Below are 15,957 nucleotides of genomic sequence, written 5' to 3' on the forward strand. Positions count from 1 at the left end.
GCTTCTCCTTTTCTTTTTTAGTAATTTTACCATATTTTCGAGTGATACAATTTAACAGAAGGGTGGTGATAGCGTGTTTAAAAAGGTTTCAAGGGATCCTGTGCATTCGGAAATATATCTCTATCCACTGGAAATACTAGCCACCGATACGAAAGTGGTTCAGAGGCTTCGCTTTCTTTCGCAGTTGGCAGGGGCGACCGTCGTGTATCCCGGCGCGACTCACACACGCTTTGCACACTCATTGGGAACCATGCACGTTGCCGGATTGTACGCGAGGAATCTTTTCAAAGAAAGCGATCGAATAAGGATAGTGCGTCTTGCCGCTTTGCTGCACGACGTTGGACACGGTCCGTTCAGTCACCAGTTCGACGATGTGGTTTTCAAAAGATACGGTTACGAGGATGGTCACGATGAGTTCAGAAACAAACTCATAACGGAAAAGCTTCCTGAAGAGATGATGAGGGTTTTCAACTCATACAACGAAAGATTGAAACAAGCAGTAATCGAAGATATAAGAGAATCGGTGGGAGAGGTTTCCCTGGAAGACGCCTTTCAGGAGATAGCAAAAAGGGTAGTTGAGGTATACAGAGGAGAGGAAACGGGGAGTGTGGATTTCAACATCATCCAGGGACCGCTGGGAGCCGACAGACTCGACTTTCTGCTGAGGGACTCTTACTACAGCGGAGTGGGGCATTTTGCTCCGATGAACGTGGACAGGGTGCTGAGGAATTCCCTTGTCAAAGAGGTAGATGGAAAAGAGATACTCTGTTACCACGTGAAGGTGGTTGACAACATATATTCGATACTGTTCAGCCGATTCATGATGTACAAAAATGTGTATTTCCACAAAACGTCCCGTGCTGCCGATCTCATGATTCAGGAGATACTCTCAAAGGCCTGTGAGATTCTCGATTTGGAAGAGCGCTTGAAAGATCTCGACGAATTCCTCGAATTGACGGATTATTCCATTCTCAGAGAACTCGAACTGAAGGGGGACAGTGAAACGAAGAAACTCGTGGAGCGGTTCAAAAATCGCGATCTGTGGAAGATGGTGGTTGAGCGTCCTTTCTCCGCTGAAGGGTTTGATCCATCTGAACTCAGCCTGTCTGCAGCCAGAAACCTGATCGATAAGATCGTCGAAAACATAGACCGTGTGTTGTCCAGTGTTAACGTAGAGGATTCAGACAAAAGCATTCTCGAAGAGATTCGCGATAACAAAGAGAAATTCTTCAGGATCGACACACCGTACAAACTCACCATCTTTCATCCCGATGAATTTCTCCAGAACAACGTCTTCCTTTACGACCCCAAACATGATGAGATTCTCACAGTGGACGAGTACGTGAAGAAATACCCTGCATACAGGTTGATGGTGAGCAACATGATTCAGATCGTGAGGGTGTACGTAACCGAGGATGTGCGTGAGGTACTCTTCAAGTACGGAGTTATACCGGAGGATGGGAGAAGGGTGATCACAAGATGGTAAGAAAGGCACTCCTTTTTGTAATCGACGTGGCTCTGACGTACTTTGCGGGTGTAGTGGCGCTCTTTTCGAGGTTTGGTTTTGACTTTCAGGAAATGAGCCGTTATGACGAATCCGTGATCGTATACACCGCTGTCTCGGCTGTTGTCTACATTCTGAACGGAAACTATTCCATCGTGTGGGAATACGCTAATGCCAGAGACTTTCTCATTCTCATAAGAGGAAGCGTTATCTCTTATCTTTCCAACCTTGCGTTTTTTTATGTTTACAGGGGAATAGTTCTTCCCAGATCCGTGGGGTTTGCCACCTTTCTTGGTTCGATGGCCCTTCTTGTGCTGAGCAGGATCACATGGCAGTGGCTGACTGTGAACAGGCTAAGAAAAACCTCAGGGGAGAAGAGAATACTGGTCATAGGGGCAGGAGATGCGGGAGTCTCTATTCTCGAAGAATTTGAGAAACACCCCCATTTAGGAAAAATAGTGGCCTTCGTGGACGATTCTCCCAGAAAGATCGGTCGAAAGGTGAGGGGAGTTCCGGTTTTTGGACCAATAGAGAAAACAATGGAATTCGTGGAGAAAATGAACGTGGACGAAATCGTGATAGCTATACCTTCAGCTTCCAGAGCTGAGATGGAACGAATTCTCAAAAGCATCGATTTGAAAAAGGTCAGAGTAAAGACCCTCCCCAGTGTGAGAGAGCTGATAGAAGGACGTGTCAGGATCTCCCATCTGAAGGAAATATCCATAGAAGATCTTCTGGGTCGCGAAGAAGTGAAGGTGGATTTTCATGAAATAGGAAAATTCTTGAAAGGGAAGAAAATTCTTGTGACCGGAGCAGGAGGCAGTATCGGTTCTGAGCTTTGCAAGCAAATAGCCAGGATGAATCCAGCGGAGATCTTTCTTCTGGGCCACGGAGAAAACAGTATATATCTCATAAACGAGTTTCTCACCGAACACTTTCCGGAGGTGAAGAAAAAAAGGATCATAGCGGATGTTGCCGACAGAAAGATAATGGAACACTGGTTGACCCAGCTGAGGCCGGACGTGATCTTCCACGTGGCAGCACACAAGCACGTTCCTTTGATGGAGGAAAATCCGCTTGAGGCTTTCAGAGTGAACGTTCTGGGAACGATGAATCTCGTGGAACTCTCCGAAAGGCTCGGTGTTAAGTATTTTGTTTTCATCTCGACAGACAAAGCGGTGAATCCCACTTCTGTGATGGGCCTCACCAAGAGGATAGCGGAACTCTACATCCTTTCGAGAGAAAAAAACAGCACGAATTTCTCGATCGTGAGGTTTGGAAACGTTCTTGGAAGCAGGGGAAGCGTAGTGGAAAAATTTCGCCGTCAGATAGAAAAAGGTGGGCCTGTAACGGTGACGGATCCACGAATGAAGCGCTACTTCATGTCCATACCTGAGGCCGTCTCCCTCATTCTCCAGTCCCTTCTCTTCTCTTCCGGAAAGGACCTCTTCATTCTCGACATGGGAGAGCAGATACCCATCCTGAAGCTTGTGGAAACCATGATCATGCTCTCTGGGTACACCCCTTACCAGGACATAAAGATAGTTTTCACCGGAATCAGGCCGGGGGAGAAGATGTACGAAGAGTTGCTCTACCCTTACGAGATGAAAGAGTTGACTCCACACTCGAAAATCTTCAGAGTGAAGACATCCGTTCTTCCAGGGAAAGAGAGCGTAGAACAGGCAATCAACAGAATGAAAGAAGCCTTCGAAAACAGCGACGTAAAAGGACTTCTCACCGAAATGAAAAAATTAGTCCCGGAGGCACAAATAAATGTGGGAAGCGATAATTAGTTTCTTCCTGACTTCGGTGCTGTCTGTTTTTGCGAAGAAGACGGGATTTCTCGATCATCCCGACTCCAGAAAATCCCACGGGAGAGCGGTTCCGCCGGTCGGTGGTGTTTCCATATTCCTGACGCTTCTCATCTTCGAAAGAGACAATCCCTTTTTTCTCTTTTCGATTCCCCTGTTTCTTCTTGGACTTCTGGATGATCTTTTCGACCTCTCTTACAAAATCAAACTCGCTGTGACCACTCTGGTTGCTGTCTGGTTCTCTACCGCTGTGACCATAGAGGTCAGTATCTTTGGAGCGAGGATACATCCTGTCTTTTTCGTGATCTGGTTTGTCGGTATGGTTAACGCGTTCAACGTAGTCGATGGATTGGACGGCCTTTTGAGCGGAATATCTCTATTTTCTTCGCTCATGATTGGAGAAAGGTCTCTTGCGTTTTCGATAATCGGTTTTCTTCCATGGAACCTCCCAGACGCAAAGGTTTTTCTGGGGAACAGTGGTTCGTTTCTTCTTGGAGCTTACCTCTCCACGGCATCGGTGGTTTTCTTCGAGGGAGATCTCGGATACGCCACGCTTTTCCTTGGATTTCCGTTCTACGAGATCGTGTTCAGTTTTGTGAGAAGATTGGTTGTAAAGAAAAACCCGTTCTCTCCGGATGAGAAACATACTCACCACGTGTTTTCCAGAAAGATAGGAAAATGGAAAACACTTTTGATCCTCGTTTCCTTTTCACTGATGTTCAATCTTCTTGGACTATCCCAGAAGTTCTACCTCATCCTCCTTTACGTTGTCCTCTGTTGTGTCCTTCTCTTCACCTACTGCGTACTTCAGCGCGGTGATGGCAACCTCAAGCTGTGAGTCATCTGGTTTTGCCGTGGTCAGGTATTGAAGAAGGTACCCTGGAAGATAGAGAAGCTTCACCAGTCCCTTTCCATTGAAGAAGGCTATGACTTTCAGGAGTTCGTAAGAAATCCCCGCTGCGAAGGGAAGAAGAACGAGCCTTGAAACGATCCTCGTCCAGGTGTTCATCTCCACAACGACACCGACCAGACTGAGAAGAAGGATGGCCACTATTAAAAAGATCATCAAAAAGTTGGTCCCGCATCTTGGATGTATCGTCGAATATTTTCTCACATTTTCCGGTGTGAGTTCCTCTCCATGTTCGTAAGCGTGAATTGTCATATGTTCCGCACCGTGGTACTGAAACACGCGTTTTACATCTTTGAACAGTGAGATGATCCAGACGTAGAGGAGAAAGAGTCCAACCCTTATGAATCCTTCAACAAGAGAATAGAGAAACTCTCCTTTTTTCGTCACCAGGAAATTGGTCAGAAAAATAGGTACTATCACAAAAAGACCAACGGCAAGTCCAACGGCTGTGATGAGAGAAAAGAATTTCTCGCTTTCCTTCAGTTTTTCACCGGAAGAGATTTCGGAGGAAAGATTGAGGGCTTTTATTCCAAAGTAGAGAGAAACAAAAAGCGAATAAAAACCTCTCAAGAAAGGTATCTTCGCCCAACCTGGAAACTTTACTTTCCCGAGTTCCCTGACTTCGATATTTCCATTTGGCTTTCTGACGGCAAGGGAAACCTTTCTTGCGATCATAAGCACTCCTTCTATTACCGCTTGACCACCTGCTTTCACGTTCTATCCTCTCCTTTCTCGATCTCTCAAATTCTATGATACAACAGGTGCTATAATTGTTACAGAAAACAGGCCAAAAAGCGTATCCACTTCAGGGGATCGGGAGAAGGTCAAAGGTGGTGGGAACATGATAGGTGAACATCCTTACGTGAAATGGGCAATAAGGGTCATAGAGAATTACGTGAGATATGGAAAAGTGATCGAACCCGATGAAAGTGTTCCTGAAGAGCTCTTCAAAAGAAGAGCAGGGGCTTTTGTGACTCTTCACAAAACGGACGGTTCTCTGAGGGGCTGTATAGGAACCTATCTTCCCACAAAGCCGAATCTCGCTCTTGAGATAAGAGATAACGCCATCGCGGCTGCCACTCAGGACCCAAGGTTTCCTCCGGTCTCGCCCGATGAACTCGACGATATCGTTGTGCACGTGGACATTCTCAGTCCTCCTGAACCGGTGAGGGATATCTCCGAGCTCGACCCGAAAAAATACGGTGTGATAGTAGTTAAGGGCTGGAGGAGAGGGCTCCTTCTTCCTGACATAGAAGGTGTGGATACGGTCGAAGAACAGCTCAGAATAGCGAAGCTGAAAGCCGGAATCCCTGAGTGGGACGACGATGTGGAGATTTACAGGTTCACAGTTGAACGCTACAAATGAGGAGGATGGGACATGGAAAGGATGGCTTTGCACTTTGAAATTCTTGAGAATGGAAAAGTTAAGTGCCTTCTGTGTCCGCATGAATGTGTGCTCGATAACGGACAAATTGGGTTGTGCGGTGTGAGAAAGAACAAAAACGGCTCTCTGGTGAGTCTGAACTACGGTGAAGTAACAGCAATCGCTATGGATCCCATAGAAAAGAAACCGCTTTTCCACTTCAATCCTGGTGAGCAGATATTCTCTGTGGGAACTTTCGGCTGTAATTTCAAGTGCGGTTTCTGTCAGAACTGGGAGATTTCGCAAACAAAGCCAGAAACCAAAAGAGTCACTCCAGAACAGCTTGTCAAGATAGCCCAGATGAACAGAAACTCAAAAGGAATCGCTTTCACATACAACGAGCCTCTTGTCTGGTACGAGTTCGTTCTCGACACGTCTCGTGTGGCCGTGAGAGAAGGTATGTACTGCGTTCTTGTGACCAACGGTTTTATAAACGAAGAACCTCTGGAACTCCTCTTTCAGTCCGTGCATGCGATGAACATAGATCTCAAGGGATTCAACAGAGATTTCTACAGGGAGATCGGGGGAGATTTGGACGTGGTCCTCAGAAACATAGAGAAGGTTTACAACGCAGGAATTCACGTTGAGCTCACCACGCTGATAATTCCGGGAAAGAACGACGACAAAGAAGACCTGAGGAGAGAATTCGAGTGGATCGCTGATCTGGACAAAGACATCCCTCTTCATATAAGCCGCTACTTTCCAAATTACAAGTACACCATACCTCCAACGCCGATAGAAGAGCTCATCGAGATATACGAGATGGCCAGAGAGTATTTAAATTTCGTCTACCTCGGTAACGTGTGGGACGAAAGATACGAGAGCACTTTCTGCCCGGATTGCGGAAATCTTGTGATCAGAAGACAGGGATATGAAGTGGAAAAAGTGGGACTGGATGAAGAAGGGAAGTGCACAAAATGTGGCCGTCAGATAGCAACGATCATCGGGTAACCAGAAGAAACGTCATCATCTTTTCTTCACTTCTTCTTGGATCTCTCGCGATTCTCTTGGCTTTACTCCTCATCCGAACGAAAGATCAGTATTATGAGCTCAGAGATTTCGCTCTCGGAACGAGTGTGAGGATAGTCGTTTCCTCTCAGAAGATAAATCCCAGAACGATCGCAGAAGCCATTCTGGAAGACATGAAGAGGATTACCTACAAGTTTTCTTTCACGGATGAGAGAAGCGTTGTGAAAAAGATAAACGATCATCCCGACGAATGGGTCGAGGTGGACGAAGAGACTTACAGTTTGATCAAAGCGGCTTGCGCGTTCGCAGAACTCACAAATGGAGCGTTCGATCCAACGATAGGAAGGCTTCTCGAACTCTGGGGGTTTACCGGAAACTACGAAAATCTCAGGGTACCTTCTCGAGAAGAGATCGAAGAAGCTCTGAAGCATATCGGATATAAAAACGTTCTCTTCGACGATAAGAACATGAGAGTGATGGTTAAAAACGGTGTGAAGATCGATCTTGGTGGTATAGCGAAAGGGTACGCCCTTGACAGAACTAGGCAGATAGCACTCTCTTTTGACGAGAACGCAACGGGGTTTGTCGAAGCAGGTGGGGATATTCGTATCATCGGGCCAAAATTTGGAAAGTATCCGTGGGTGATAGGAGTAAAAGATCCCAGGGAAGACAACGTGATAGATTACATCTATCTGAAATCCGGAGCGGTTGCGACTTCCGGTGATTACGAAAGATATTTCGTTGTGGACGGTGTCAGGTATCATCATATTCTCGATCCTTCAACGGGGTATCCTGCTCGTGGTGTGTGGAGCGTAACGATCGTAGCCGAAGATGCCACCACAGCCGACGCACTCTCCACAGCGGGCTTTGTGATGGCCGGAAAAGACTGGAGGAAGGTGGTGCTCGATTTTCCAAATATGGGAGCTCATCCGCTGATAGTTCTTGAAGGAGGAACGATCGAAAAGTCTGAGACCTTCAAGCTGTTCGAAAGAGAGTGAAAAAGGTGAGGAGTTTCTTCAGAAAAAAAGACGTGGTGCTGATCATTTTGATCTTCGTTGTCCTCATCTTTTCAATACTCGTTTCGGAGAAGAAAGGAAGTAAAGTTGTGGTTCAAGGGAAAGATTTCAGAAAGATTCTGTCGAAACCAGGAACGTACGACATAACAGAGAACGGAAGATTCCTCATGAAGGTGGAATTCCATGGGAACAGGGTCAGAGTCGTTGAGTCAACCTGTCCTTTGAAACTGTGTGTGAAAACGGGATGGGTTGGTCCAGGAGGGACCATCATCTGTGTGCCAAACGAGGTGATAATATTCTTCGAAGAAAAGACAGATTACGATACCGTGACCTGGTGAGGAGGATCACATTTCTTTCTGTTTTGACGGCTCTTTCTTCTACTTTTTATGTCCTGGAGAACTTGCTCCCTTTTCCGGTGCCGTTTGGAAGATGGGGATTCTCCAACTCGGTAGTCCTCATGATAGCTTCGGAAATTGGTTTTGGAGATGCTCTGATCGTCGCATCTGCAAAGAGCATTTTGGGTGCTCTCTTTTCCGGCAGGTTTCTTTCTCCATCTTTTCTAACTGGATTCTTCGGTGCCGTTTCCGCTTCCCTGGTGGAATCGTTTCTGGCCCGGTTCGATTTTGGTTACTTGAGCTTGAGTGCAATGGGATCTTTTGTGAACAACCTTGTTCAGCTCATCGTCATATCTTTTCTGGTTGGAAGCACGAAGACCTTCTTACTCTTTCCTTTGATGGTGATACTCGGTCTTGTTTCGGGAACAGTCAACGCCTTCCTGGCAAGCAGGATGGGAGGGATAGTGTTTGAGAATTATTCTCGCTTCTTCTTCGCCCAGAAGAAGGCAACTGATGGAGTTGCTGGGGATAGAGTTCGAAGTTGAAAAGCCTGATGTTGAAGAGGAGTTTCTTGAAAGTCCCGAAGAGACCGTTAGAGAACTCTCGTTGAGAAAAGCGGAGTGGGTGTTCAAAAAGAGGAAGGAAGAGGAAATACTCGTCATTGGATCCGATACGGTGGTGGTTTTGGATGGTAACATACTGGGAAAGCCGGAGTCTCTGGAAGAAGCGAAAGGTATGCTGAAGAAGCTTTCTGGAAAATGGCACGTGGTTTACACGGGGGTGGCGTTCGTCTCCAGTGAAACAAAAGACGTGATCGTTTCTTCAACGAAGGTCAGGTTCAGAGAACTTCCAGAGAGTGTGATCGATTACTACGTTGAGAAATACAGACCTCTCGACAAAGCGGGGGCTTATGGGATACAGGATTTCGCGGCCGTCTTCGTTGAAAAAATAGAAGGAGATTTCTTTACTGTGGTGGGATTTCCTCTTGGAATGGTCTGGCAGTACCTCTATGAAAAGGGATGGTGGAAGGTTGCTTCCAAGAGAGAGGATGATAAAGGCGGGGCCAGAGTCGCTTTCGGTTGAAGAACTCGTCGCCATAGTGTTGAGAACTGGAAAGAAGGGAAAACACGTTCTCGAACTTTCAAAGGATCTTCTTGAAAGGTTTGACGGCTCGTTGATAAAACTCTCGAACGCAAGTCTCGAGGAGATAGCTTCGGTCGAAGGGGTCGGTATGGTCAAGGCCATCACCTTGAAAGCTGCTCTGGAGCTTGGAAAAAGACTTCACAGAGAACTGGAAAGGATACCGGAGAAGCTGGACTCTTCCGTGAAAGTTTACAAATACTGCCAGGAAATGGTGTATCTTGAGAGGGAAATTGTGAAGGTGATCTGTCTCGATACGAAGCTCAACGTTATAGGAGAAAACACACTCACTGTTGGAACTTCTGACAGGAGTTTGATACATCCGCGGGACGTGTTTCGGACGGCTATCAGGGCTAATGCATCTGGAGTGATCGTCGTTCACAACCATCCTTCTGGTGATCCCACTCCCAGCAAAGAAGATCGTTTGATCACGGAAAGATTGAAACAAGCAGGAGAAATCCTTGGGGTGAGTCTTGTGGATCACGTCATTGTATCGAGACGAGGATATTTCAGCTTCAGGGAGGAGGGAGAACTTTGATCAGCAGGGAAAGGGCAATGGAGCTGTTGAAAACCCACGTTAAAACGAAAAATCTTGTGAAGCACTGTCTTGCAGCGGAAGCTGTTATGAGAGCTCTCGCGAGGGAATTCAACGAGGACGAAGAAAAATGGGGTCTTGCCGGACTTCTTCACGATCTGGATTACGACTACACCAAAGATAAACCCGAGGAACATGGCTTGAAGACCCTGGAAATCCTGAAAGATGAGGACGTACCCGAAGACGTTCTCAACGCTATTCTGGCCCACTGCGAAAAGAAAACTCCAGAAACTTTGATGGAGAAGGCTTTGTATGCGGTGGATCCAACCACTGGTTTTATAGTGGCGGCCGCACTGATCAGACCAGAGAAGAAACTGGATGTTATCGATGTGGATTTTCTGCTGAGGAGATTCAAGGAAAAGGCCTTTGCGAAGGGAGCGAGCAGGGAACAGATGAGAACCTGTGAAAACTTTGGGCTCTCGCTTGAGAAATTCTTAGAAATTTCTCTCGAGGCGATGAAAACGATCGCTTCTGAACTCGGTTTGTGAGGTGATTTCTCATGATAGAGTACAGGATTGAGGAGGCAGTAGCGAAGTACAGAGAGTTCTACGAATTCAAGCCCGTCAGAGAAAGCGCGGGTATCGAAGATGTGAGAAGTGCTATAGAGCACACGAATCTGAAACCGTTTGCCACACCAGACGATATAAAAAAACTCTGTCTTGAAGCAAGGGAAAATCGTTTCCATGGAGTCTGTGTGAATCCGTGTTATGTGAAACTGGCTCGTGAAGAACTCGAAGGAACCGATGTGAAAGTCGTCACCGTTGTTGGTTTTCCACTGGGAGCGAACGAAACTCGGACGAAAGCCCATGAGGCGATTTTCGCTGTTGAGAGTGGAGCCGATGAGATCGATATGGTCATCAACGTTGGCATGCTCAAGGCAAAAGAGTGGGAGTACGTTTACGAGGATATAAGAAGTGTTGTCGAATCGGTGAAAGGAAAAGTTGTGAAGGTGATCATCGAAACGTGCTATCTGGATACGGAAGAGAAGATAGCGGCGTGTGTCATTTCCAAACTTGCTGGAGCTCATTTCGTGAAGACTTCCACGGGATTTGGAACAGGAGGGGCGACCGCAGAAGACGTTCATCTCATGAAATGGATCGTGGGAGATGAGATGGGTGTAAAAGCTTCCGGAGGGATCAGAACCTTCGAGGACGCTGTTAAAATGATCATGTACGGTGCTGATAGAATAGGAACGAGTTCGGGAGTTAAGATCGTTCAGGGGGGAGAAGAGAGATATGGAGGTTGAACGCCTTTCGCTCAAAGAATTCTGCGATATGGTTGCAGAGAGAAAGCCAACTCCTGGTGGGGGAGCGGTTGGATCAGTCGTGGGAGCCATGGCATGTGCCCTCGCTGAAATGGTTGCGAATTTCACCAGGAAGAAAAAGGGTTACGAAGATGTGGAACCGGAGATGGAGAGGATAGTTGAGGCAATGGAAGAAGCGAGACTGAAACTCTTCGATCTTGCAAAGAAAGACATGGAAGCCTTTGAAAAGGTCATGAAAGCTTACAAATCCTCTGAAGGAGAGCTTCAGAATGCTCTGAAGGAAGCTGCTTCTGTACCGATGGACGTGATAAGGGTGATGAAAGACCTCGCACACGAGCTCGAGAAGCTCGCCGAATTTGGAAACAAGAATCTGGCATCGGACACGTTGAACGCCGCAGATCTCTGCCACGCGGTCTTTCAGGTTGAGAAGGTGAACGTTCTGATCAATTTGAAAGAGATTTCAGACGAGACTTTCAGGAAAAACATGCTGGAAGAGCTCGAAGAACAGGAAGCACAGATTGAAGGCTGTTATCAAAGGGTGAAGAAGATGCTGGAGGGAATCGTGTGGAGTTCGAAGTGAAAAAAACTTTCGGAAAAGCAAGACTGGGTGTCATGAAGCTTCACCACGGAGCTGTTGAAACTCCTGTTTTCATGCCGGTTGGAACCAACGCAAACGTGAAGCTTCTCACTCCCAGAGATCTGGAAGAAGCAGGAGCGGAGATAATTCTTTCGAACACGTTTCATCTCATGTTGAAACCCGGTGTGGAGATCATAAAGCTTCACAGGGGACTTCACAACTTCATGGGATGGAAAAGACCGATACTCACCGACAGCGGAGGTTTTCAAGTTTTCAGCCTTCCAAAGATCAGGATAGACGATGAAGGTGTGGTCTTCAGATCTCCTATTGACGGTTCGAAAGTTTTCCTGAATCCAGAGATATCCATGGAGGTTCAGATCGCTCTGGGATCGGATATCTGCATGGTCTTCGATCACTGTCCTGTACCCGATGCCGATTACGAAGAGGTGAAAGAGGCAACAGAGAGAACCTATCGATGGGCTCTGAGATCTAAAAAGGCTTTCAAAACGGAGAATCAAGCACTCTTTGGAATCGTTCAGGGAGGGATCTACCCGGATCTGCGGAGAGAAAGCGCTCTTCAGCTTACATCGATTGGATTCGATGGATACGCCATAGGAGGATTGAGCATAGGTGAAGAAAGATCCCTCACTCTTGAAATGACCGAAGTCACGGTGGAGTTTCTTCCGGAAGATAAACCCCGTTACTTCATGGGAGGAGGGTCTCCAGAACTCATACTCGAGCTCGTTGATCGAGGAGTGGATATGTTCGACAGCGTCTTCCCAACCAGGATAGCAAGGCACGGAACTGCGCTCACCTGGAATGGGAAACTCAACCTCAAGGCCTCTTACAACAAGCGGTCCCTCGAACCGGTGGACGAAAGGTGCGGGTGTTATACCTGCAAGAATTTCACGCGGTCTTACATCCATCACCTCTTCGATCGAGGAGAAGTCCTTGGGCAGATACTCCTCACGATTCACAACATCAACTTCATGATCTCTCTAATGAAGGAAGTAAGGCGTTCTATAGAGAGTGGAACCTTCAAGGAACTGAAAAGCAAAGTGGTAGAAGTCTATTCTTCAGGGGGTGTGAATGTATGAAGAAGGTCTTTCTTTTGATTCTTGTGATTTCAACACTGGCGGTAGCTTCCCAGCTCGAGATTTTTTCCTCTTCTGGTGAGTGGGCTTTCTTCGAAAATCCCGCACGACTTCTTTCCATGAACAAACAGGGAGTCATGGGTTCGTATCAGGTGTTTTCTGGTGAGGGTGAATCTCTGGGAACGTTCTTGGTCGGGCTCTTCCAGACTCCCGCACCGAACATCGCAGGAGTGTTGTATTTGAAAAGAAGTACTCTAACGGAATCCAGCTACAGAACCACGATCGAATACGATGCGGCCTTTTCGCCAGAAGAGAGCTTGAATGTCGGAGCCGGTGTTTCTTTCACCATGGATCAGGAAGAAAGAAAAGAGATCGATCTCCACGGGGGTGTCTCTGGTTACTTGTTCAAAGATGTTGGTTTTGGTGTCAGCGTTCGGGATTTCACTCTCTGGAGTCAGAAAGGAACTTACATGGGAGGAACTTATCTTTTGAAGCTTTTCTACGATTCTTCCAGGAAAAACAGATTCTCCTACTCTCTGGTGTTCGACCAAGAAGTGCTGGAAAACAGGATAGACTTCACGATCGGATCGGAACAAAAAGCGGGTCTGGGAGTTTCGGTGCTGAGCAACACCAAAACGAAAGAAAACACCGTAAAAATCTCTCTTGGTTTCTACGCAACTGTGAACAACGTCTCTGTGGGCTTTGGCACGTTCATCATCAGTTCACCCGTGAGCAGTGACCCATTCTCGGAGTACTACTACACTCAGGGAACAGGCATCAAATTCGCTGTGAGGTGGTGAGAACTTGCTCGCCAAACTGATCCTCACGGCGGTAACGGTTGTTGTTTCTTATCTGGTTTTCAAATGGTTGTTCAAGCTCATCGAAAAGAGTGTGGAAAAGCTCGGAAAAGAACTTCAAATGAGAAACACCATCAGATTCTTCCTGGGATTGATCATCTCTGTGATCGCGGTGATGATAATTCTCGACATCTGGGATTTAAGTCTTGCACCACTTCTCGCTGGAGTGGGTATCGGAGGTCTTGTCATAGGTCTTGCTCTTCAGGAACCGCTGGCCAATTTCTTCTCCGGCCTGTTTCTTCTCGTGTCTCGGGCTGTCAAGGAAGGAGAGGCTCTGGAGGCCGGTGGAGTCTCCGGAACCGTTGAAGTGGTGAATTTGAATCATACCGTGATCAGGACCTGGGATGGTCGAAGAGTGATGATACCGAACAAAGCCGTCTGGAACGACAAGATAATACATTTCTGGCCTTCGAACGTTAGAAGACAGGAAATAGTGGTGGGAGTTCCTTACTCAGCTGATTTAAGGAAAGTGGTGGAGATCTTCCAGAAGGCGCTGGAAGACGAAGAGACCGTTGAAAAAGATCCAGCACCAGCTATTGTTTTCTCCGCGTTCAACAGTTCTTCCATAGACTTCATTATCAGATTCTGGGTCAACCGTGATAACTTCTTCGAAGGTGTGAAGAGATTGGCTTTCAGAATAAAGGATTATCTGGAAAAAGAGGGAATCTACATACCTTTCCCACAACTCGACGTGCATTTTGACGAAGAATTCATAAGGGTGTGGAAACATGAAGGCTCTGAAAATAAGAGTTGAGGGGATCGTTCAAGGAGTGGGCTTTCGATATTTCACAAGAAGAGTTGCGAAATCTCTTGGTGTGAAGGGTTACGTGATGAACATGGATGATGGGTCTGTTTTCATACACGCCGAAGGTGATGAAAATGCCCTTCGGCGTTTTTTGAATGAGGTAGCGAAAGGCCCACCTGCGGCGGTTGTGACGAACGTGAGTGTGGAAGAAACTACGCCTGAAGGATACGAGGACTTCACGATCAAGTATTATTAAAAACATGTGTAGTTTAGTAGGTGGATTAAGTTAAACCACCTATTCATTGAAAATAAATTGTAACATTAAGTGCGCTACTCCTTAGATGATTGGAAACCTGGTATTAATGAGAAGCGTCTAATATGAGAGAAGGTCCTTCGGAGGTGTTTCGATGTTCGAGAATCTTCAGGAGAAGCTGTCTAGGGTTTTCAAGAATCTGTCTGGACGCGGAAAGATCACAGAAAAGAATGTAAAAGACGCGATCAGGGAAGTGAAACTTTCCCTGCTCGAAGCTGATGTCAACTACAAAGTTGTGAAAGAATTCGTGGACCACGTCCTCCAGAAAGCTCTCGGAGAGGAAGTCCTCAGGAGTCTCACACCGGACCAGCAGTTCATAAAGATAGTGAGAGACGAGCTTGTAAGAATCATGGGAGAAAAGAACGAACCATTGAGACTCGTCCACAGACCAGCTCCCATAATGATGGTGGGACTTCAGGGAAGCGGAAAGACCACAACGTGTGCAAAACTCGCAAAGCTCCTCAAAAAAGAGGGAAGGAATCCTTTGCTTGTCGCAGCGGATCTGTACCGTCCTGCAGCCGTTGATCAGCTTGTGAAGCTTGGAAATCAGATTGGTGTAAACGTTGTTCACGATTACAACAAAACACCCGTTGAGATAGTGAAAGAAGCTGTAGACGTTGCTGAGAGTACAGGAAAAGATGTTCTGATAGTGGATACCGCTGGTCGACTTCACATAGACGAAGAGATGATGAAAGAGCTGGAAGAGATAAAGAAAATCCTGAACCCAGATGAGATCCTGCTCGTCGTTGACGCGATGATGGGGCAGGACGCAGTCAATACCGCCAAGGTGTTTGATGAAAGGCTCGATTTAACAGGATTCGTTGTAACGAAGATGGACGGAGATGCAAGAGGCGGAGTCATTCTCTCCATAAAGTACGTGACTGGGAAACCCGTTAAATTCATTGGAACGAGTGAAAAACTCGATGGTCTGGAGCCGTTCCATCCAGACAGAATCGCAAACCGAATCCTGGGAATGGGGGACGTTCTTTCACTGATCGAAAAAGTGGAAAAGGAACTCGATCAGGAAAAGATGAAGAAAAGCGCAGAAAAGTTCCTGAAGGCAGAGTTCACCCTGGAAGATTTCAAAGAACAGCTTCAGGAGATGAAAAAACTCGGACCTCTTTCTTCCATTCTTGAGATGCTTCCAGGTGCACCGAAGGTCGATGTGGAGATGAGTGAAAAGGAGCTGAAAAAGATCGAGGCCATCATAAATTCGATGACCATAGAAGAGAGAAGAAATCCCGGTATAATAAACGCCAGTAGAAAAAGGAGAATCGCACGTGGAAGTGGAACTACCGTCCAGGATGTGAACAAACTTCTCAAAAGCTATGAACAGATGAAAGCTCTAATGAAGAGGATGAAAAAAGGTAGATTCAAAATACCATTTGGATTCTGAGGAGGTGT

Annotated in this window: 19 protein-coding genes; 18 read left to right on the top strand and 1 reads right to left on the bottom strand. The window is 46.6% G+C overall.

Going from position 1 to position 15,957, the window contains the following annotated elements:
* The first annotated feature begins 73 nt into the window (after positions 1-73).
* From TRQ2_RS06235 to TRQ2_RS06245, 3 genes are read left to right on the top strand one after another with little or no spacing between them, the layout of a single operon-like run.
* Positions 74-1,486 carry an HD domain-containing protein gene (locus tag TRQ2_RS06235; protein ID WP_012311013.1) on the top strand — a complete coding sequence of 471 codons (1,413 nt, stop codon included), beginning with the start codon at positions 74-76 and terminating at the stop codon, positions 1,484-1,486.
* Positions 1,480-3,297: a nucleoside-diphosphate sugar epimerase/dehydratase gene (locus tag TRQ2_RS06240; protein ID WP_011943746.1), complete on the top strand. Its 1,818-nt coding sequence runs from the start codon at positions 1,480-1,482 to the stop codon at positions 3,295-3,297. Before TRQ2_RS06235 ends, TRQ2_RS06240 begins: the two co-directional genes overlap by 7 nt.
* The gene (locus TRQ2_RS06245; RefSeq protein WP_011943745.1) at positions 3,278-4,153 is read left to right on the top strand and encodes a glycosyltransferase family 4 protein; all 876 of its coding nucleotides are present in this window, start codon (positions 3,278-3,280) and stop codon (positions 4,151-4,153) included. Before TRQ2_RS06240 ends, TRQ2_RS06245 begins: the two co-directional genes overlap by 20 nt.
* On the opposite strand, the gene TRQ2_RS06250 is transcribed toward TRQ2_RS06245, so the two are convergent.
* Positions 4,049-4,939 carry a DUF1385 domain-containing protein gene (locus TRQ2_RS06250; protein WP_011943744.1) on the bottom strand — a complete coding sequence of 297 codons (891 nt, stop codon included), beginning with the start codon at positions 4,937-4,939 and terminating at the stop codon, positions 4,049-4,051. The two genes, TRQ2_RS06245 and TRQ2_RS06250, sit on opposite strands and share 105 nt — an antisense overlap.
* A gap of 127 nt (positions 4,940-5,066) precedes the next feature.
* On the opposite strand from TRQ2_RS06250, the gene amrA reads away from it, so the two are divergent.
* The 15 genes from amrA to ffh all read left to right on the top strand — a co-directional run bounded on the left by amrA (position 5,067) and on the right by ffh (position 15,949).
* Positions 5,067-5,591 (top strand): AmmeMemoRadiSam system protein A, encoded by a 525-nt coding sequence (amrA, locus tag TRQ2_RS06255; RefSeq protein ID WP_004081947.1) that lies wholly within the window; start codon positions 5,067-5,069, stop codon positions 5,589-5,591.
* 12 nt (positions 5,592-5,603) lie between these two features.
* A complete protein-coding gene (gene amrS, locus TRQ2_RS06260) occupies positions 5,604-6,599 on the top strand; it encodes an AmmeMemoRadiSam system radical SAM enzyme (RefSeq protein WP_012311014.1) in 996 nt (331 codons plus the stop codon).
* A complete protein-coding gene (locus tag TRQ2_RS06265; RefSeq protein ID WP_012311015.1) occupies positions 6,566-7,615 on the top strand; it encodes an FAD:protein FMN transferase in 1,050 nt (349 codons plus the stop codon). Before amrS ends, TRQ2_RS06265 begins: the two co-directional genes overlap by 34 nt.
* A 5-nt stretch (positions 7,616-7,620) precedes the next feature.
* Positions 7,621-7,971 (top strand): NusG domain II-containing protein, encoded by a 351-nt coding sequence (locus TRQ2_RS06270; RefSeq protein ID WP_011943742.1) that lies wholly within the window; start codon positions 7,621-7,623, stop codon positions 7,969-7,971.
* A complete protein-coding gene (locus TRQ2_RS06275; protein ID WP_004081957.1) occupies positions 7,968-8,513 on the top strand; it encodes a Gx transporter family protein in 546 nt (181 codons plus the stop codon). The genes TRQ2_RS06270 and TRQ2_RS06275 overlap by 4 nt, the downstream gene beginning before the upstream one ends.
* Complete coding sequence (locus tag TRQ2_RS06280) at positions 8,437-9,051, top strand: Maf family nucleotide pyrophosphatase (RefSeq protein ID WP_010865361.1); 615 nt, start codon at positions 8,437-8,439, stop codon at positions 9,049-9,051. Before TRQ2_RS06275 ends, TRQ2_RS06280 begins: the two co-directional genes overlap by 77 nt.
* Entirely contained in the window at positions 8,978-9,646 is a 669-nt protein-coding gene (radC, locus tag TRQ2_RS06285) for a DNA repair protein RadC (protein WP_010865362.1), read from the top strand. The genes TRQ2_RS06280 and radC overlap by 74 nt, the downstream gene beginning before the upstream one ends.
* The gene (locus tag TRQ2_RS06290) at positions 9,643-10,191 is read left to right on the top strand and encodes an HD domain-containing protein (protein WP_004081962.1); all 549 of its coding nucleotides are present in this window, start codon (positions 9,643-9,645) and stop codon (positions 10,189-10,191) included. The genes radC and TRQ2_RS06290 overlap by 4 nt, the downstream gene beginning before the upstream one ends.
* 11 nt (positions 10,192-10,202) lie before the next feature.
* Positions 10,203-10,949, top strand: coding sequence for a deoxyribose-phosphate aldolase (gene deoC, locus TRQ2_RS06295; protein WP_012311016.1), 747 nt, complete (start codon positions 10,203-10,205; stop codon positions 10,947-10,949).
* Positions 10,939-11,547: a cyclodeaminase/cyclohydrolase family protein gene (locus TRQ2_RS06300; RefSeq protein WP_004081967.1), complete on the top strand. Its 609-nt coding sequence runs from the start codon at positions 10,939-10,941 to the stop codon at positions 11,545-11,547. Before deoC ends, TRQ2_RS06300 begins: the two co-directional genes overlap by 11 nt.
* Positions 11,532-12,641, top strand: coding sequence for a tRNA guanosine(34) transglycosylase Tgt (gene tgt / locus TRQ2_RS06305; protein WP_012311017.1), 1,110 nt, complete (start codon positions 11,532-11,534; stop codon positions 12,639-12,641). The genes TRQ2_RS06300 and tgt overlap by 16 nt, the downstream gene beginning before the upstream one ends.
* Positions 12,638-13,438 carry a hypothetical protein gene (locus TRQ2_RS06310; protein ID WP_004081971.1) on the top strand — a complete coding sequence of 267 codons (801 nt, stop codon included), beginning with the start codon at positions 12,638-12,640 and terminating at the stop codon, positions 13,436-13,438. Before tgt ends, TRQ2_RS06310 begins: the two co-directional genes overlap by 4 nt.
* Before the next feature lie 4 nt (positions 13,439-13,442).
* A complete protein-coding gene (locus tag TRQ2_RS06315) occupies positions 13,443-14,249 on the top strand; it encodes a mechanosensitive ion channel family protein (protein ID WP_004081973.1) in 807 nt (268 codons plus the stop codon).
* Positions 14,224-14,496 carry an acylphosphatase gene (locus tag TRQ2_RS06320; RefSeq protein ID WP_004081975.1) on the top strand — a complete coding sequence of 91 codons (273 nt, stop codon included), beginning with the start codon at positions 14,224-14,226 and terminating at the stop codon, positions 14,494-14,496. The genes TRQ2_RS06315 and TRQ2_RS06320 overlap by 26 nt, the downstream gene beginning before the upstream one ends.
* 151 nt (positions 14,497-14,647) lie before the next feature.
* On the top strand, positions 14,648-15,949 hold the full coding sequence (gene ffh / locus TRQ2_RS06325) for a signal recognition particle protein (protein ID WP_004081977.1): 1,302 nt from the start codon (positions 14,648-14,650) through the stop codon (positions 15,947-15,949).
* Positions 15,950-15,957: the final 8 nt, after the last annotated feature.

This window comes from Thermotoga sp. RQ2 (genome assembly GCF_000019625.1).
GTDB classification, from domain to species: domain Bacteria; phylum Thermotogota; class Thermotogae; order Thermotogales; family Thermotogaceae; genus Thermotoga; species Thermotoga maritima.

Bases quoted from the DNA above. Each gene is read 5' to 3' on its own strand.
- TRQ2_RS06310 (WP_004081971.1), top strand. From the start codon at position 12,638: ATGAAGAAGGTCTTTCTTTTGATTCTTGTGATTTCAACACTGGCGGTA.
- TRQ2_RS06240 (WP_011943746.1), top strand. From the start codon at position 1,480: ATGGTAAGAAAGGCACTCCTTTTTGTAATCGACGTGGCTCTGACGTAC.
- TRQ2_RS06265 (WP_012311015.1), top strand. From the start codon at position 6,566: ATGTGGCCGTCAGATAGCAACGATCATCGGGTAACCAGAAGAAACGTC.
- amrA (WP_004081947.1), top strand. From the start codon at position 5,067: ATGATAGGTGAACATCCTTACGTGAAATGGGCAATAAGGGTCATAGAG.
- TRQ2_RS06300 (WP_004081967.1), top strand. From the start codon at position 10,939: ATGGAGGTTGAACGCCTTTCGCTCAAAGAATTCTGCGATATGGTTGCA.
- radC (WP_010865362.1), top strand. From the start codon at position 8,978: ATGAAAAGGGATGGTGGAAGGTTGCTTCCAAGAGAGAGGATGATAAAG.
- TRQ2_RS06320 (WP_004081975.1), top strand. From the start codon at position 14,224: ATGAAGGCTCTGAAAATAAGAGTTGAGGGGATCGTTCAAGGAGTGGGC.
- ffh (WP_004081977.1), top strand. From the start codon at position 14,648: ATGTTCGAGAATCTTCAGGAGAAGCTGTCTAGGGTTTTCAAGAATCTG.
- deoC (WP_012311016.1), top strand. From the start codon at position 10,203: ATGATAGAGTACAGGATTGAGGAGGCAGTAGCGAAGTACAGAGAGTTC.
- amrS (WP_012311014.1), top strand. From the start codon at position 5,604: ATGGAAAGGATGGCTTTGCACTTTGAAATTCTTGAGAATGGAAAAGTT.
- TRQ2_RS06245 (WP_011943745.1), top strand. From the start codon at position 3,278: ATGTGGGAAGCGATAATTAGTTTCTTCCTGACTTCGGTGCTGTCTGTT.